At 65.9% G+C, this 16360-nt stretch carries 17 protein-coding genes and 1 pseudogene; 3 read left to right on the forward strand and 15 right to left on the reverse strand.

Annotated features, from left to right (window positions below; translation table 11 throughout):
- Positions 1–201 precede the first annotated feature (201 nt).
- On the forward strand, positions 202–1701 hold the full coding sequence (locus tag ACFWPX_RS20240) for a hypothetical protein (protein ID WP_378928691.1): 1500 nt from the start codon (positions 202–204) through the stop codon (positions 1699–1701).
- A gap of 117 nt (positions 1702–1818) precedes the next feature.
- Positions 1819–2261 (forward strand): annotated as a pseudogene (dtd, locus tag ACFWPX_RS20245) (D-aminoacyl-tRNA deacylase).
- On the opposite strand, the gene ACFWPX_RS20250 reads toward dtd, so the two are convergent.
- The 14 genes from ACFWPX_RS20250 to ACFWPX_RS20315 form a co-directional block, all read right to left on the reverse strand.
- Positions 2262–3548, reverse strand: coding sequence for an ABC transporter permease (locus tag ACFWPX_RS20250; protein ID WP_378928692.1), 1287 nt, complete (start codon positions 3546–3548; stop codon positions 2262–2264).
- Positions 3545–4822, reverse strand: a complete 1278-nt coding sequence (locus ACFWPX_RS20255) for an ABC transporter permease (RefSeq protein WP_378928693.1) — start codon at positions 4820–4822, stop codon at positions 3545–3547. The genes ACFWPX_RS20250 and ACFWPX_RS20255 overlap by 4 nt, the downstream gene beginning before the upstream one ends.
- 28 nt (positions 4823–4850) lie before the next feature.
- Positions 4851–6368, reverse strand: coding sequence for an ABC transporter ATP-binding protein (locus ACFWPX_RS20260; RefSeq protein ID WP_378928694.1), 1518 nt, complete (start codon positions 6366–6368; stop codon positions 4851–4853).
- Positions 6369–6379: 11 nt separating this feature from the next.
- Positions 6380–7459, reverse strand: a complete 1080-nt coding sequence (locus ACFWPX_RS20265) for a BMP family ABC transporter substrate-binding protein (RefSeq protein WP_378919115.1) — start codon at positions 7457–7459, stop codon at positions 6380–6382.
- A 73-nt stretch (positions 7460–7532) separates the two neighbouring features.
- Complete coding sequence (gene map, locus ACFWPX_RS20270) at positions 7533–8330, reverse strand: type I methionyl aminopeptidase (RefSeq protein ID WP_378919117.1); 798 nt, start codon at positions 8328–8330, stop codon at positions 7533–7535.
- 26 nt (positions 8331–8356) lie between these two features.
- A complete protein-coding gene (locus ACFWPX_RS20275) occupies positions 8357–8902 on the reverse strand; it encodes an adenylate kinase (protein ID WP_378919119.1) in 546 nt (181 codons plus the stop codon).
- On the reverse strand, positions 8899–10221 hold the full coding sequence (gene secY / locus ACFWPX_RS20280) for a preprotein translocase subunit SecY (RefSeq protein WP_378919121.1): 1323 nt from the start codon (positions 10219–10221) through the stop codon (positions 8899–8901). Before secY ends, ACFWPX_RS20275 begins: the two co-directional genes overlap by 4 nt.
- A 165-nt stretch (positions 10222–10386) precedes the next feature.
- Positions 10387–10830, reverse strand: a complete 444-nt coding sequence (gene rplO / locus ACFWPX_RS20285) for a 50S ribosomal protein L15 (protein WP_056818375.1) — start codon at positions 10828–10830, stop codon at positions 10387–10389.
- Between the two features lie 2 nt (positions 10831–10832).
- Positions 10833–11012 (reverse strand): 50S ribosomal protein L30, encoded by a 180-nt coding sequence (rpmD, locus tag ACFWPX_RS20290; RefSeq protein WP_071931163.1) that lies wholly within the window; start codon positions 11010–11012, stop codon positions 10833–10835.
- A 1-nt stretch (position 11013) separates the two neighbouring features.
- Positions 11014–11673: a 30S ribosomal protein S5 gene (gene rpsE, locus ACFWPX_RS20295; protein WP_378919123.1), complete on the reverse strand. Its 660-nt coding sequence runs from the start codon at positions 11671–11673 to the stop codon at positions 11014–11016.
- A 31-nt stretch (positions 11674–11704) separates the two neighbouring features.
- A complete protein-coding gene (rplR, locus tag ACFWPX_RS20300; protein ID WP_266296784.1) occupies positions 11705–12112 on the reverse strand; it encodes a 50S ribosomal protein L18 in 408 nt (135 codons plus the stop codon).
- 2 nt (positions 12113–12114) lie between these two features.
- A complete protein-coding gene (rplF, locus tag ACFWPX_RS20305) occupies positions 12115–12654 on the reverse strand; it encodes a 50S ribosomal protein L6 (protein ID WP_378632260.1) in 540 nt (179 codons plus the stop codon).
- A gap of 15 nt (positions 12655–12669) precedes the next feature.
- Positions 12670–13068 carry a 30S ribosomal protein S8 gene (gene rpsH / locus ACFWPX_RS20310; RefSeq protein WP_056818383.1) on the reverse strand — a complete coding sequence of 133 codons (399 nt, stop codon included), beginning with the start codon at positions 13066–13068 and terminating at the stop codon, positions 12670–12672.
- Between the two features lie 269 nt (positions 13069–13337).
- On the reverse strand, positions 13338–13994 hold the full coding sequence (locus ACFWPX_RS20315; protein WP_378919137.1) for a YoaK family protein: 657 nt from the start codon (positions 13992–13994) through the stop codon (positions 13338–13340).
- 436 nt (positions 13995–14430) lie between these two features.
- On the opposite strand from ACFWPX_RS20315, the gene ACFWPX_RS20320 reads away from it, so the two are divergent.
- A complete protein-coding gene (locus ACFWPX_RS20320; RefSeq protein ID WP_378928695.1) occupies positions 14431–15990 on the forward strand; it encodes an alpha/beta hydrolase in 1560 nt (519 codons plus the stop codon).
- Here the strand turns inward: ACFWPX_RS20320 and ACFWPX_RS20325 are convergent.
- A complete protein-coding gene (locus ACFWPX_RS20325; RefSeq protein ID WP_378928696.1) occupies positions 15983–16204 on the reverse strand; it encodes a hypothetical protein in 222 nt (73 codons plus the stop codon). The two genes, ACFWPX_RS20320 and ACFWPX_RS20325, sit on opposite strands and share 8 nt — an antisense overlap.
- Positions 16205–16360 lie beyond the last annotated feature (156 nt).

Consider the following 16360-nt stretch of genomic DNA (forward strand, 5'->3'; position numbering starts at 1 on the left):
GTCGAACCAGCCACACGACGCCGCCCGCGTCGGAACGTGGCAACGCCCCCGTTCGCCGGACGAGCGGAGCATCGGCAATCTGACCACGATCCGACGGCCGACACCGATTTGTGACAGACTCGATCGAAGCGCTGGCGGCCGTCCGACGGCCATGAATGAACGAACGATGGGGATCGGGTTGACGTCGCGATGGAACTGCTCATGACCGACCTGAGCGGCCTCGAACGGCGCGTGGCAGCCAATCGCGCCAACACCCGCAGCCAGCACGCCGACGATTTCCTGCGCTTGGCCGGGTCGTTGACCGAGCTGGCGCAGGGCTTGCTGACGACGAGGGATGATCCGTCGGGGCGCGATCGCACGGCGGAGGCGCTGGAGCCCGCGCAGGAAGCGGTGGCGATCCGGCTGCACTGGCTGGTCGGCGGGTACGTCTCCTACGAATACGCGGGTGCGTTGCAGGACGCGTTGCGGTTGTTCGAGCAGGCGACCCGGTTGGTCGGGCATCGCCAGCTCGCGACCAACACCATTCGCAGTGCCTGTTCGGCGTATCGGCAGGTGGCGCAGGACTACCCGGATGTCTCGGCCATGTGCGCCGACGGGTTGTCCAAGTGCGGCGTGTGGTTGATGCGGCTCGATCATGACGCGGCGGTGGCGGCGGGCGAGTCGGCGGTGCGGATTCGGGCGGCGATGTACGCGCGCGCTTCCGAACAGCCGGGCAAGTACCTGGCGAGCCTGAGCACGTTGCTGCGCACCCTGATGGTGGGGCGCTCGCGCAAGCAGGCCATCGCGAGCTATCGCACGTTGTATTCCGAGGTGACCACCACCGCGAGTACGGCGAAACTGCGCGAAACCCGGGTCGAGGAACTGGATCTCACGGTCAAGACCACGCAGGCACTGATGAAACTGGGCGCGCAGACCCTGGAACGCGCGGGGCGGCTGACCCAGCAGCAGATCCTGTACCAGTCGGGTGGCGACCTTGCCACGATCGACGAGATCAACTGGCGGCTGGCGCTCGTCGGCCTCAAACCTCTTGCGGCTGGGGCGATGCCGGAGCCGCCGTCACGGCCGGTGGAGATCTCGGCGACCTACGGCGCGATCGCCGTCCGTTGCTCGGCGCCGGACGCACTCGATCAGGTACGTGCCGCGATCGTCGCCGCGTACGCCCAGGACGGTGCGGAGCCGGTCGACGCCGGACGATTCGCCGGTGTGCACGATAAGCACTGGGGCGTCAAGGAACCCAAGTCCAACCTCGACACGCAGCTCGGTGCCGATGTGGTGCTCGTCGAAAAGTCTTCCGGCAGCTGGATTTCGGTGAAGAGCCTCAACTGGGAAATCGGTGCGCTCGGCAAACACCCGCTCGCCGTCGCGCTCTCGATGAAATGGCCGGTCCTCACCGTCGCCACCATCGAGAAGATCTCCTACGAACTGTGCGTCTACGACAACGGCATCGCGACCCAATACGCCGCTCTCGGTAGGCCCGCCGGTCAGGCACCCCTCGACGCCCCGCTGGCCCCGCTGGATTTCGCGACCCTGGCCGACTACGGCGCCGACTACGCCTCCGAAACCCAGGTCAGAGCGGCCTTCGGCAACGCCGAGATGTTCGCCAAGGTCACCGAGCTCCCCGGTGCGGGCATCCGCCAGGCCGCGGAGAAGGCCCCGCTCACCGACTACGGCCCGAATATCCTCTTCTTCGGCAAGAACTGACCCGTCACAGCGAAAGCCGACCCGTGGTATTCGCACCGGTGAATATCTCACGCTGCTGATGCGGGATGAGACGCCCCGGAATCCGCGGAGCACACTCACCCGGCATGATCGGTGCCTGTGCGAGTACTGCTACAGCGTGTGACCAGCGCCCAGGTGAGCGTCGACGATCAGGTGGTCGGGCGCATCGACCCGGCGGCGGCAGGTGTCCCCCACGGCCTGCTTGCCTCGTCGGCGCCACCCACACCGACACCGAAGCCATCGCGAAAGCCCTGGCCGACAAGACATACCGGCTGCGCATCCTCGACGGGGAACGCTCCGCCGCCGACCTGGACGCCCCCATCCTGGTGGTCAGCCAGTTCACCCTCTACGCCAACACCGCCAAGGGCCGCCGCCCCTCCTGGAACGCCGCCGCCCCCGGCCCCCTCGCCGAACCCCTCGTCGATACCTTCGCCGAAACCCTTCGCGAACTGGGCGCCACCGTGGCTACCGGAAAATTCGGCGCCCACATGCAGATCGAACTCACCAACGACGGCCCGATCACCGTCCTGCTGGAAGGCTGACTACTCGTCGCCCGGCCGGTACGGGATGCCGTCAGCCGCAGGAGCAACGGCCTTTCCGATGAAGCCGGCGACCACGACGAGGGTGACCACGTAGGGCAGCATGCCGAGGAATTCGGTGGGGATCGGGTTGCCCGGCATGGTGTTGAGGAAGCGTTCCAGTGCACTGGAGAAGCCGAACAGCAGAGCGGCCAGCAGGGCGCCGATCGGCTTCCAGCGGCCGACGATCATGACCGCCAGCGCGACGAAGCCGAGCGCGGCGGTCATGTTCTTGCTGAACCCCACATTGTTGGCGATGGTGAAGAAGGCGCCGCCGAAACCCGACAGGGCGCCGGCGCAGGTGACGTTCCAGAAGCGCAGGCGGTTCACGTCGATGCCCGCGGCGTCGGCTGCGGCCGGATGCTCGCCGACGGCACGCGTGCGCAGGCCCCATCGCGTGCGGAACAGCAGGTACGACAGCCCGAACACGCAGGCCAGCGCGACATAGACGAACAGGTTCTGGTCGAACAGCACGGGGCCAAGCACCGGGATGCCGGTCAGGAAACCGAGGCCGATGTCGTGGAGGAACTCGCCGATGCGCGGCACCGTGCTCGGCTCGTTGAGCGAATGGTCCATGCGCATGAGCCGCTCGAACAGGAAGCCGGTCAGCCCGAGCGCGAGCAGGTTGAGGATGACGCCGGTGACCAGCTGGTTGACCTCGAAGCGGGTCGCCAGCCAGGCCAGCAGCAGCGTCGATGCCATGCCGCTGAGCACCGCGGCCAGAATTCCGAGGTAGGGGTTGTCGGTGATCGAGGCGAACAGCACCGCGGTGAACGCACCCGCCAGGAACTGTCCCTCGATGCCGAGGTTGATCACGCCCGAACGTTCACAGACCACACCGGAGAGTGCGCCGAAGATGAACGGCAGCGCCAGGAACAACGTCGAGGCCAGCACGAACTCCACCGGAAAGCCGACACCCGGCGTCACCACCCACGACAGCGCGGCGATCACCAGCGCGGCTACCGCGACGCCCACGATCACCCCGTGCGCTCGCCGCGAGAGCGGCCGGGCGAGCAGCACACCGCCGAGCACCACCGTGAGGACACCGAGGATCAGCACAACGGTGAGAGTGCCGACCGTCCAACTGCTCTCGGTGGTCTGATCCAACCGGTAGGTGGTCGTTCGTCCGCCGTCGATGAACAACAGCCCGAGGACGCCGAGACCGATACCGAGCACGATGAGCACCGCCCCGCCCACACTGTGCCGGGTGGCTTCGGTCGTGACGACCGGTGACGCGGTGGTGGTACTCACCAGCCCCTCGCTTCCAGAGTGTTGAGGCCACCGCGCGGTGTGCGCAGGTGCAGCAGGGTCTTCACCAACGCGGGCGCCGCGACGAACAGCACGATCACGGCCTGCAACAGCGTGGACATCTCGACCGGGATGGCGGGCTGCATGTGCAGCGTGCCCGATTTCAGCGCACCGAACAGCAGTGCCGCGGCCACGATGCCGCCCGGATGCGCCCGCCCCAGCAGCGCGACGGTGATCCCGTCGAACCCGAATTCCGCGACCGAGCCCGGGTTGACCGTGTACGGATTCAGACCGAGCACCAGCGCGGCACCACCCAACCCGGCCAGCCCGCCCGACACCCCCATCGTGGTGATGAACGTGCGCCCGATATCGATGCCCGCCGTCGCCGCCGCGTGGGCATTGGCGCCGACCGCGCGGATCCGGTACCCGAAGGTGGATTTGCGCAGCAGCCACCAGATTCCGGCCGCGAGCGCCAGCCCCAGCAACAGCCCCGCGCTCACCCGCAGCCCCGATCCGGCCCACCCGAGCAGCCGCGGCAGTCGGCCGGAGAAGTCCACCTGCTTGGAGACCAGCTCCTGCGAGGTCGTCGAATGGATGAACGTGGTGCCCAACGCCCAGAGCAGGAAATAGGTGGCGATGTTGTTCAGCATGATCGACGAGATGACCTCGTGCGCACCGGTTTTCGCCTTGAGCACACCGGGGATGGCACCGAGCAGGCCACCGCCGAGCGCACCCGCGAGCAGGGCCAGCGGCACATGCAGCAGCGGCGGCAGGTCGAGCGCGAACCCGACGATCACGCCGCCGAGCATGCCGAAGATGAACTGGCCGTGCCCGCCGATATTGAACAGCCCGGCCCGAAAGGCCAGGCCGACGGCGAGTCCGGTGAAGATCAGCGGGGTCGCGTAGGTGAGCGTCTCCGAGATCGGCCGCAGCACCTGGGCGAGCGTGGCATCACCGTCGAAATACTCTTGCAGCCGCCCGAAGTCGATGATCGCGCCTTCGAACATGTCGCGATATCCCGTGCTCACCGCCTGCCACGAGAAGCTCAGCGCATCGGCGGGCCGGTTGAAGAAATAGCCCCAGGCTCCCCGCACCGCCGCGTCGGAGACGATGATCAGCAGCGCGCCGATCGCGAAGGCGAGCAGCAACGAATAGATCGTCACCATCACGCTGTTGGCCTCGGTCAGGTACCCGATGAAGGTGCGGCCGACATCGCGCTTTTCCGGTTTACGCTCGCCGGGTGAGTCGATGTCCGGCTCGATGGTCGTACTCGGCATGGATGTCCTCGGGGTCGACGACTACAGCTCAGCTCGCGGTGGCTGGATCTGCGGGACGGTGGCCTGCCATGAGCTGACCGATGATCTCGCGCGGCGTATCCGGGGCGAGGACGCCGACGATCTGCCCGTTGTGGATCACCGCGATGCGGTCGGACAGGGCCAGGATCTCGTCCAGCTCCGCGGAGATGAGCAGGACCGCGGTCCCCGAATCACGTTCGGCGACCAGACGACGGTGGATGAACTCGATGGCACCGACATCCACCCCGCGGGTGGGTTGCGCGGCCACCAGAACCGAACGCGGCCTGGAGAATTCGCGCGCGATCACCACCTTCTGCTGATTGCCGCCCGAGAGCGCCGACACCAGCTCCCCCGGCCCTCTGGTGCGGATGTCGAAATCGGCGATGGCCTTGTCGGCGAGCGAGCGCACCGCCACCGCATCGACCACGCCACGATGGGACAGCGGTTTGTCGCGGTACTGGTTCAGGACGAGGTTCTCGGCGACGGTGAAATCGGCGGCCAGCCCGTCGCGGCCCCGATCCTCCGGGATGTAGCCGAGCCCGGCGACGATCCGCCGGTACGGAGCCCACCCGGTGATCGGGGTGCCACCCATCTCCACCGAGCCACTGGCGGGCGTGACGATCCCGAGCACCGCCCTGGCCAGTTCGGTCTGACCGTTGCCCTCGACCCCCGCCAACCCGACGATCTCACCGGCCCGCACAGCCAGGTTCAGTCCGTCGAGCATCGGCGTCCCACGCTCGCCGAGCACCGTCAGATCCTTGATGTCCAAGGCGATCTCGCCCGGCTGCGCCTGCGGCCGATCCACGGTGAGCACGACCGACCGCCCGACCATCGCCGCCGCCAATTCGGCCTCGCTGTCGTCGGGCGATGCCTCGGTCACCACCTTCCCGCGCCGCAGGACGGTGATCGTGTCCGCGATGGCCTTCACCTCTTTGAGCTTGTGGCTGATGAAGATCACCGACATCCCCGAGGCGGTGAGATTGCGGATGATGTCGAGCAGCTCGGCGACTTCGGGCGGGGTGAGCACCGCGGTCGGTTCGTCCAGGATCAGCAGATCGGTCCTGCCCGACAGCGCCTTCACGATCTCGACGCGCTGCTGCACGCCGACCGGCAGGTCCTCGCAGATCGCGTCCGGGTCGAGCGCCAGACCGTACCGGTGCGACACCTCGAGCACCGCCTGCCGCGCGGCCGCCCGGTCCAGACTCCCGCGCTTGACATGTTCACGACCCAGCTGCACATTGTCGGCGACACTGAACGGCCCGACGAGCTTGAAATGCTGATGCACCATGCCGATTCCGGCGGCGATGGCATCGCCCGGCGATCGCAGCCGCACCGGCTCGCCGTCGATCAGGATCCGGCCGCTGGTCGGTTCGAGGATGCCGTACAGCATGTTCATCAGCGTCGACTTGCCCGCGCCGTTCTCACCGAGGATCGCGTGCACCTGCCCCGGCTCGACGACCAGGTCGACGCTGTCGTCGGCGAGAAACGCACCGAATGCCTTGGTCAATCCCTGTACTTCGAGTCGCATGCGCGTGTCCTCTACAGCTTCGGGGCGGCCGGGGAATCGATCACGATCTTGCCGTCGACGATGTCGCGCCGCAGGTCGGTGAGCTCCTGCTTCAGCTGCGCCGGCACCTTCGCGTCGAAATCGTGGAACGGCGCGAGCCCGACCCCGGCATTGCTCAGGGTGCCCACGTATCGGCCGTCCATGACACCCTCGCCGTAGGCATTGTCGATCGCCACGCGAACCGCGGCGGCGATGTCCTTCATCGAGGAGGACAACATGATGTCCTTGTACTCCGGAACCGCTTCGTAGCCATCGGAATCCACCCAGATCATGGACACCCCGGTGGAGTCCTGCACGGCGGAGGCCCCGCCCATCCCGACCGGCCCGGCGACCGGGTGGATCACGTCGGCGCCCTGGGCGATGAAGTTCTCGGTGAGTGAGCGGCCCGCGCTCGTGTCGTCGAAATTGCCGGTGAACGAGCCGTTCTGGTCTTCGACGTCCCAGCCGAGCACGGCGATCGCGGTACCGTGCTCGGCGTTGTACCCGGCCACCCCGGCGGCGAACCCGTCCATGAAAATGGTCACCGCGGGAATCTCCATGCCACCCCAGGTGGCGACCCGACCGGTCTTGGACATCCCCGCCGCGAGATAGCCTGCCAGATAAGAAGATTGGGCCGCGTTGAACTCCATCGAGTAGACATTGTCCAACTCGACGTGCGCGTCGACGATCGCGAAACGCTGATCGGGATACTCGCCTGCCACCTGTGCCACCGCCTCGGCCATCAGGCCGCCGACGCCGATCACCAGATCGCAGTCGTCGTCGGCCGAGGCTCGCAGGTTGGGTTCGTAGTCGGCGGAACTGTTGGACTGGCGGTAGGAGCCGTAGACACCGGGGTTGGCGTCGATCGCGGCTTTCACGCCGTTCCAGCCGGATTCGTTGAACGACTTGTCGTCGACGCCGCCCGCGTCGGTCACCATGCAGGTCTCGAAACCCGCGTTCGCCGTGCCGTAGGTGTTGCCCGATCCCGTATAGCGCGCGTTCGGCGGCGGCTCGGCACAACCGGCGAGCAGTGCCGTAGCCGCGCAAGCGACCAGCGCGATGCGAGATCTCATCACTCAGAGATACAGGATCACACCGACAGCCGATCGGATTAGAAAGATTACTTCACCGAAAAGCCGTGGACGACTACTCCGGGCGCAGGGTGAGAATGCGTGGCCCGTCCTCGGTCACAGCGACACTGTGCTCCCAGTGCGCGGCCCGCGACCCGTCGGTGGTGACCACGGTCCAGTCGTCATCGAGGGTCTTGGTGTCGGTGGTGCCGAGCGTCAGCATCGGCTCGATCGCCAGCACCGACCCGACCACCAGGCGCGGGCCCTTACCGGGCGCGCCTTCGTTGGGCAGGAACGGATCCATGTGCATCTCGCGGCCGATGGCGTGGCCACCGTAACCGTCGACGATGCCGTACTTGCGACCGTGCGCCTGCTCGGCCGCGCGGGTGCCCAGCTCGATGGCGTGCGAGACGTCGGTGAGCCGGTTGCCCGGCAGCATCGCCGCGATGCCGGTCTCCATCGAGAGCCTGGTCGCCTCGCTCAGCAGGTGATCGGCCTCGATGATGTTGCCGATGCCGAACGTCCACGCCGAGTCGCCGTGCCAGCCGTCGAGGATGGCACCGCAGTCGATGGACACGAGATCGCCCTCGGTGAGAATGTCACTCGCCGAGGGGATCCCGTGGACCACACGATCGTTGACCGAAGAACAGATCGAGCCGGGGAAGCCGTGATAACCCTTGAACGACGGGACAGCGCCCGCGTCACGGATCGTCGCCTCGGCGACCTCGTCGAGCTCCAGCGTCGAAACGCCGGGCTTGGCCGCCGCGCGAACGGCGACCAGCGTCGCACCGACGATCGCGCCGGCTGCCTGCATGGCATCCAGCTCGCCCGCCGAACGAAACGGCACGACCTTCTTCTTACGGGTGAAGACCATCCGGCCTCAGTACTCCGATCCGCTGATTACTGTCCGAGCGCCTTGAGCGCCCGTGCGTTGACCTCATCGACCTCGCCGATACCGTCGACGGTCACGACCAGACCGTCGTAGTACTCGAGCAGCGGCTCGGTCTCCTCACGGTAGACCCGCAGCCGGTTGCGGATGACGTCCTCGGTGTCGTCGGCGCGCCCACGGGAGAGCATGCGCTCGACCACGGTGTCCTCGGCGACCACGAAGCACAGCACGGCGTCGAGCTTGGTGCCGTTGTGCTCGAGGATCTTCTTCAGCGCGTCGGCCTGGTCGACCGTGCGCGGGTAACCGTCGAGCACGAAACCGTTCGCGGCGTCGGGCTCGCCGACGCGGGCCTCGACCATGCGATTGGTGACGTCGCTGGGGACGAGGTCGCCCGCGTCCATGTACTTCTGTGCCTCGCGACCGAGGGCGGTCTGCTGGCTGATGTTCGCGCGGAAGAGGTCTCCGGTGGAGATGTGCGGAACGCCCAGCTTCTCTGACAGCAGGACGGCCTGAGTACCTTTGCCGGCACCCGGCGGACCGAGCAGAACAACTCTCACTTGAGGAACCCTTCGTAATTTCGATTCATCAGCTGGCTCTCGATCTGCTTGACCGTGTCGAGACCCACGCTGACCATGATGAGCACCGCGGTACCGCCGAACGGAAGGTTCGCCACCGCACCCGAATTGCCCATGTCGAGGAACAGGTTCGGGAGCACGGCGACCAGACCGAGGTAAATCGAGCCAGGCAGGGTGATGCGGCTCAGGACGAAGTTCAGATAGTCGGCGGTCGGCTTACCGGGCCGGTAGCCCGGGATGAAGCCGCCGAACTTCTTCATCTCGTCCGCGCGTTCCTCCGGATTGAAGGTGATCGCGACGTAGAAGTAGGTGAAGAACACGATCAGCGCGAAGTAGATCGCGATGTAGACCGGGTTGGACGGGTTCACCAGGTATTTCTGGATGGCTTCCTGCCACCAGCTCGGCTCCGTTGCCGTGCTCGACCCGGTCAGCTGCGCGATCAGGTTCGGCAGGTAGAGCAGCGAGGACGCGAAGATCACCGGGATGACACCGGCCTGGTTGACCTTCAACGGCAGGTACGTCGATGAACCGCCGTACATCTTGCGACCGACGACGCGCTTGGCGTACTGCACCGGAATCCGGCGCTGACCCTGCTCGACGAAGATCACGGCCACGATGATCGCCAGCACCGCGGCACACACCAGGCCGAACACCAGGCCGCCACGGGTGTCGAGGATGTTCTTGCCGTCGATCGGGATACGCGCGGCGATACCGGCGAAGATGAGCAGCGACATGCCGTTACCGACACCGCGCTCGGTGATCTGCTCGCCGAACCACATCACCAGCGAGGCACCGGCGGTCATCACCAGCACGATGATGATCATGCCGAAAATGCTGGTATCAGCGAGAATCGGCTCGTTGCAGCCCTGCAACAGCTGACCGCGCGAGGCGAGCGCGACGAGACCGGTGGCCTGCAGGACCGCCAAGGCGACCGACAGGTACCTGGTGTACTGCGTCATCTTGGTCTGGCCGGATTGGCCTTCCTTGCGCAGTTCCTCGAACCGCGGGATGACGACGGTCAGCAGCTGGATGATGATGCTCGCGGTGATGTACGGCATGATGCCGATCGCGAACACCGACAGCTGCAGCAGCGCGCCACCGGAGAAGAGGTTGATGAGCTGGTAGATACCGGCGGATTCACCGCCGGAGACCAGCTTCACGCACTCCTGGACGTTTTGGTAGTCGACACCGGGGGACGGCAGCGCGGCACCCAACCGGTACAGCGCGATCAACCCCAGCGTGAAGAGAATCTTCCGCCGTAAGTCCGGAGTCCGGAAGGCCGATACGAAGGCGGAAAGCACAAATCCTCCTGGCGAACGACATGGTCATGCCATGCGACTGAACCACTGGACAGCATGTGGAATCGTCAGCCGATGACGAGCTTTGGCAGACAACACTTGGAACTCTAACAGTGACACCGGACGAGCTCGCGACTCGTCCGGTGTCAGCTGCTGACTACAGTACCGTCAGGCCAGTTCGGTGACAGTGCCACCGGCTGCGGTGATCTTCTCCTTGGCGGAGCCGGTCACCTTGTCGGCGGTCACCTGGATGGCGACACCGATCTCGCCGTCGCCGAGAACCTTGACCAGCTCGTTCTTGCGAACGGCGCCGGCCTCGACCAGCTCGGCCTTACCGATGGTGCCGCCCTGCGGGAACAGCTCGGCGATGCGGCCAACGTTGACAACCTGGTACTCGACCCGGAAGCGGTTGGTGAAGCCGCGAAGCTTCGGCAGACGCATGTGCAGCGGCATCTGGCCACCCTCGAACGCCGCGGGGACGTTCTTGCGTGCCTTGGTGCCCTTGGTACCGCGACCGGCGGTCTTACCCTTGGAACCTTCACCGCGACCCACACGGGTCTTCTCGGTCTTGGAGCCAGGGGCGGGACGCAGGTGGTGCAATTTGATGGTCATGTCTAGACCTCCTCAACTGTTACGAGGTGGCGCACGACGTTGATCAGACCGCGGTTCTGAGCGTTGTCCTCACGAACCACCGACTGGCGGATCTTCCGCAGGCCGAGGGTCCGCAGGCTATCGCGCTGGTTCGCCTTGGCACCGATCGTGCTCTTGATCTGGGTCACCTTGAGATCAGCCATGTCAGGCTCCCTGTCCTGCACGCGCACGCAGCATGCCCGCCGGAGCGACATCCTCGATCGGCAGACCGCGACGTGCGGCAACCTCTTCGGGACGCTGGAGCATCTTGAGCGCGGCAACCGTCGCGTGAACGACGTTGATCGCATTGTCGCTACCGAGCGACTTGGCCAGAATGTCGTGAATGCCTGCGCATTCGAGCACGGCGCGAGCCGCGCCGCCCGCGATCACACCGGTACCGGGCGAAGCCGGACGCAGCATGACCACACCGGCCGCCGCCTCACCCTGAACCGGGTGGGTGATGGTCGAGCCGATCATCGGGACGCGGAAGAAGCTCTTGCGAGCCTCCTCGACACCCTTCTGAATGGCCGCGGGAACTTCCTTGGCCTTGCCGTAGCCGACGCCGACCAGACCGTTGCCGTCACCGACGATCACGAGGGCGGTGAAGCTGAAGCGACGACCACCCTTCACGACCTTGGAGACACGGTTGATCGCGACGACGCGCTCGAGCTGGTTCTTCTCGGCCGCGTTGTCACGACGGTCGCCGCCACCGCGACGATCGCCACCGCCACGACGGTTGCCCTCGGGGCCTCCGGCGTTGCTGTTGCTGTTGCTGTTAGGTCCGGCGGGTCCGCTGCCGCCGTCACGCCGCTGACGTCCCGGCATCAGACGTTCCTTCCGTTAGAAATTGCAGTCATCAGAACTTCAGCCCACCTTCACGAGCGGCATCGGCCAGCGCCGCGATACGGCCGTGGTAGTCGTGACCACCACGGTCGAACACGACCGCCTCGATACCGGCTGCCTTGGCACGCTCGGCGATCAGCTGACCGACCTTCGCGCCCTTGGCGGACTTGTCACCTTCGAGCGCACGCACGTCGGCCTCGATCGAGGAAGCGGCGGCAATGGTCTTGCCCACCGAGTCGTCGATCAGCTGAGCGTGCAGGTGGCGCGCGGAGCGGTTGACCACCAGGCGCGGACGCTCGGTGGTGCCTTCGACCTTCTTACGAAGACGGAAGTGACGGCGGGTCTTCGACAGGCGACGCTTCGTGGAAGCGTCCTTGCCCAGCGGAATCCGCTTCGCCTTCTGGTTAGCAGTTTGCGCCATGATCACTTACCCGTCTTTCCGACCTTGCGGCGAACGACCTCGCCGGCGTAGCGGATGCCCTTGCCCTTGTACGGGTCGGGCTTACGCAGTCCGTGGATGACAGCGGAGATCTGACCGACCTTCTGCTTGTCGATCCCGGACACCGAGAACTTGGTGGGCGATTCCACCGCGAAGGTGATGCCTGCCGGGGCCTCGATCGGCACCGGGTGGCTGTAACCGAGGGCGAACTCGAGGTTCGAACCCTTGGCCTGAACGCGGTAACCGACGCCGAAGATTTCCATCTTCTTCTCGTAGCCCTTGGTGACACCCTCGATCATGTTGGCGATCAGGGTGCGGGAAAGGCCGTGCAGCGAACGGTTCGCGCGCTCGTCGTTGGGACGAGCAACCTCGAGCTCATTACCTTCACCCTTGGTGACGATGATGGGCTCGGCCACGGTGTGGGAAAGGGTGCCCTTGGGCCCCTTGACCGTGACAACCTGGCCGTCGATGTTGACGTCGACGCCGGCCGGAATCTCGATGGGCTTCTTACCAATACGCGACATTAGTCCTGACCTCCCTTACCAGACGTAGGCGAGGACTTCGCCCCCGACGCCCTGCTTGGCCGCCTGACGGTCGGTGAGCAGACCGGTCGACGTGGAAATGATCGCCACGCCGAGGCCGCCGAGGACCTTGGGCAGGTTGGTGGACTTCGCGTACACACGCAGACCCGGCTTCGAGACGCGACGCAGGCCCTGCAGGCTGCGCTCACGGCTGGGGCCGTACTTCAGATCGACGACGATGGCCTTGCCAACGGTCGCGTCTTCGGTGCGGTAATCGGCGATGTAGCCCTCACGCTTGAGGATCTCGGCGATGTTCACCTTGATCTTCGAGTGGGGCGCCTTCACCTGATCGTGGTACGCCGAGTTGGCGTTGCGCAGACGCGTCAAGAAGTCTGCGATCGGATCAGTCATGGTCATGGTTAGACCTCGACACCTTTCTCGCTGCGGTTCCCATGCAACATCTCCCGCACGCTCGCGCGCAGGTGACCGTGGGCCTACAACAATTCGGCTGGTCCGGTCGGCACTTACCGACCGGATGAGTTCTCTTGCGAGCTCTCGGCGCCTGGCACGGTCCCACTCGCGCCGGAGCGCGCAGCGGACACAGATCTGCCCAGGCAACCGCTCTAGTGTAGGCAATGCCGTGGTCAGGACCAAACTCGGGGCCAGGGGAACCGGGGCGACATCGGTCACGTGGCGGTGTGATCCGCCTTCGCACCCGTCTTGTAGGTGATCAGGATCGCCGAGGCCGAGACACCGGTGGCGACGATCAACATCATCTCACCACCCACCACAATGCTCATCAAGCCACCGAGCAGGGCGCCGACAGCGAAGGCCGCGTACTGCAGGCCGTAGCCGAGCCAATCGCGCGAGCTACCCCCGCTGACGTGGCTTTCGATGCCCTGGCTCAGCTTCACGACCGTTCCGGTGGCATAGCTGAGCGGCACGCTGGTCTCGCCGTTCTTGACGAACGCGGTGTTGAGCGCGCCCACCGCGAAGGCGACGAACGCGATCGGGATGAACCCCAGCTCCTGTCCGCCGGTGCGGTCGAGGGGGTAGTCGACGATCGCGGCCACGGCGAGCGCAACGGTGGTCACCACGGATGCGCCGTAGTGGCCGCTGCGCCACAGCCGCCGCCGGAGCATCGAGGCCACGAACACACCGAGCCCGAACGAGAAAAGCAGCGTGATAGCCCCGGTGGCCAGTAGCTGGTCATTGTCGAACCAGCCGAGAACGGCACGCTCGGTATTACCGGTCATAAATGTCACGAAATATCCGGCGGAATGCGTATATGCGGCGGCACCGATAAATCCGGCCAATATCGAAAGAAATGCGACCATCGGCATCGCGCCCGCGGGAATCCCGCGTAGCGGCGCCCGGTGGGCCACGTCACTGGGCTTGTTCTTCGTGGTCAGGGTCACAATTTCACATCCTCTGCATTCACTCTGGCAAGGGATCGACACTGACGCCCACCTGCACGCTGCATTGTCACGCAACGATCTCGACAGTAGCCACTGAATAAATTTCCGACCAGTATGGAGATCACATTCTCGGGAAAGACACAGGATTATGAGGTGCCGGTAATGCCGCGGTAACCGAGAATTCGAAATCAATTCCGCGCAAAGATCGGGGGTGACCTGCGGCGATACCGTCGCAGGATGGCGGCCGATCCGCACCGTCGATCGAATTGTGTTCGATACCAACCACTTTGCGTTCGTGAGCGCTGCTCACGAGTGTGGTAGCTTCGCGAGGTTCGTCGGATCTGCGCAGGAGGCTCGGCCGTTGTCTTCCCACCGTGCACGTCGCCGGGGCTCGGCCTATCTGCTCGCCGTACTGCTCGGGATCGGCGCGCTCGTCACGCCCGCGCGCGCTTCGGCCGATCCCTACGTCGACCAGCTCGCCGACGCGGCGGCCACCCCGACGCTGGGGTGGGAGGGTTGTGCGGACGGATTCGAGTGCGCGTTGGCTCAGGTGCCGCTGGACTACAACAGCCCGCAGGCCGCCCAGATCGACCTGGCGGTCATCAAGCTGCCCGCGTCCGATCCCGCACGGCGTATCGGAACATTGTTCGTCAATTTCGGTGGGCCCGGCCCGTCCGGCGTTGACCGCCTCCGCGAGCGGGCCCGCTGGCCCTGGCTGTTCTCCGACGAACTGCGTGCCCGGTTCGACCTGGTCTCGTGGGATCCACGTTCGGTCTCGCGCAGCGCGGGCGCGCAGTGTTTCCCCAGCGCAGGCGAACAGGCCGCGTACCTCGGTTCCTTCCCCGGCACCCCCACCGATCCACGCGACGAGCCCGCGTTCTTCGCCGCCTCCGCCGATATCGCCGCCCGCTGTGCCGCGAACGCGGGCCCGATCCTACACCACGCGTCCACCGCGAACACCGCTCGCGACCTGGACCTGTTGCGCCGCGCGGTCGGCGATCAGACCCTGACCTACCACGGCATCTCCTACGGCACCCAGGTCGGCGCGGTCTACGCCAACATGTTCCCCGGCCGGGTGCGCGCGATGGCGTTCGACGGTTCCCTCGACTTCGACGGCAACGTCAACGGCCACGGCACCGACGGCACGAACCTGCCCCTCGACACCCGCCAGGGCGTAGCCGCGGGCATCGCCGAAACCTTCGATACCTTCCTGCGCGACTGCTCCGCCGCGGGTCCGCGCTGCGCGTTCGCCGCGGGCGACCCGAAACTCAAATGGATCGCACTGGCCGAACGAGCACGCCTCGCGCCGATCACGGTCGACGGCACCCCGTGGACCTTCTCCCAGGTAGTGAGCGCGGCGGGCAGCCTCTCACGCCCCGACACCTACCCCGACCTGGCGATTCTTCTCCAGAGCCTCTTCGACGCGGCAACGGTGCTCCCCACCCGGGTCCCCGACGCACTCTTCGCCGAGAACCACCCCGCCAACCGCGTCGAGGCTTTCTACACGATCCAATGCTCCGACAGCACCGTCCCCACGGATCCCGCCGTCTACAGCAGAGTGGCCGCAGCCGAAGACGCCCACTCCCGCTACTTCGGCCGAACCGCGGTCTTCAACGCCACCCCCTGCGCCTTCTGGCAGGCCGAGGACCGGGACCGCTACACCGGCCCGTGGAACCGCGAAACCGCCGCCCCGATCCTCGTCCTCAACAGCCGATACGACCCGGCCACGCCACTGAACGGCGCCAAAGCCGGTGCGGCCCAACTGAACCGGGCCCAGGTAGTCGTCATCGAAGGCGCGGGCCACAGCTCCATGTACGTCCAGAGCACCTGCGCCGAACACCTCAAACGCGACTACCTGTTCTCCGGACACCTTCCGCCCGCAGGCGTCAGCTGCGGAATCGATCGCTCCCCGTTCAGCTGAGCAGGCAGAGCAGATCGTAGAGCGGCGGCTTCTCCACACTGCCGGTGGCGAACAACAACTGCGCGATCGGCGAACAGATCAGCTCCGTCTCCGACGACCCCGACCCACCCCCCGAACCGGAATCGGCAACCGGCGCGATGGGGGCGGCGGATGCGACGGCGGGCGCCCCGAGGAGCGCGACGGAGACAATAGCGACTGTGGCGAACTTCTTCATGCGCCAAGAGAACACATCGACAGCCGCATCGGCAGTGAAACGCGAACATTTCATCCAACCTCGTGACAACACACAAGCGGCACACCCCAATGCTCCGATCTGCCCGCCGAAGTAGCGGACAGATCGGCCGAGTCGGTGCATACGCCGACAACTGGG

Source organism: Nocardia sp. NPDC058518 (assembly GCF_042719655.1).
GTDB lineage: Bacteria > Actinomycetota > Actinomycetes > Mycobacteriales > Mycobacteriaceae > Nocardia.

Bases quoted from the DNA above. Each gene is read 5' to 3' on its own strand.
- ACFWPX_RS20240 (WP_378928691.1), top strand. From the start codon at position 202: ATGACCGACCTGAGCGGCCTCGAACGGCGCGTGGCAGCCAATCGCGCC.
- ACFWPX_RS20255 (WP_378928693.1), bottom strand. From the start codon at position 4,822: ATGCCGAGTACGACCATCGAGCCGGACATCGACTCACCCGGCGAGCGT.
- ACFWPX_RS20260 (WP_378928694.1), bottom strand. From the start codon at position 6,368: ATGCGACTCGAAGTACAGGGATTGACCAAGGCATTCGGTGCGTTTCTC.
- ACFWPX_RS20265 (WP_378919115.1), bottom strand. From the start codon at position 7,459: ATGAGATCTCGCATCGCGCTGGTCGCTTGCGCGGCTACGGCACTGCTC.
- map (WP_378919117.1), bottom strand. From the start codon at position 8,330: ATGGTCTTCACCCGTAAGAAGAAGGTCGTGCCGTTTCGTTCGGCGGGC.
- rplO (WP_056818375.1), bottom strand. From the start codon at position 10,830: ATGACCATCAAATTGCACCACCTGCGTCCCGCCCCTGGCTCCAAGACC.
- rpmD (WP_071931163.1), bottom strand. From the start codon at position 11,012: ATGGCTGATCTCAAGGTGACCCAGATCAAGAGCACGATCGGTGCCAAG.
- rpsE (WP_378919123.1), bottom strand. From the start codon at position 11,673: ATGCCGGGACGTCAGCGGCGTGACGGCGGCAGCGGACCCGCCGGACCT.
- rplR (WP_266296784.1), bottom strand. From the start codon at position 12,112: ATGGCGCAAACTGCTAACCAGAAGGCGAAGCGGATTCCGCTGGGCAAG.
- rplF (WP_378632260.1), bottom strand. From the start codon at position 12,654: ATGTCGCGTATTGGTAAGAAGCCCATCGAGATTCCGGCCGGCGTCGAC.
- rpsH (WP_056818383.1), bottom strand. From the start codon at position 13,068: ATGACCATGACTGATCCGATCGCAGACTTCTTGACGCGTCTGCGCAAC.
- ACFWPX_RS20315 (WP_378919137.1), bottom strand. From the start codon at position 13,994: ATGCCGATGGTCGCATTTCTTTCGATATTGGCCGGATTTATCGGTGCC.
- ACFWPX_RS20325 (WP_378928696.1), bottom strand. From the start codon at position 16,204: ATGAAGAAGTTCGCCACAGTCGCTATTGTCTCCGTCGCGCTCCTCGGG.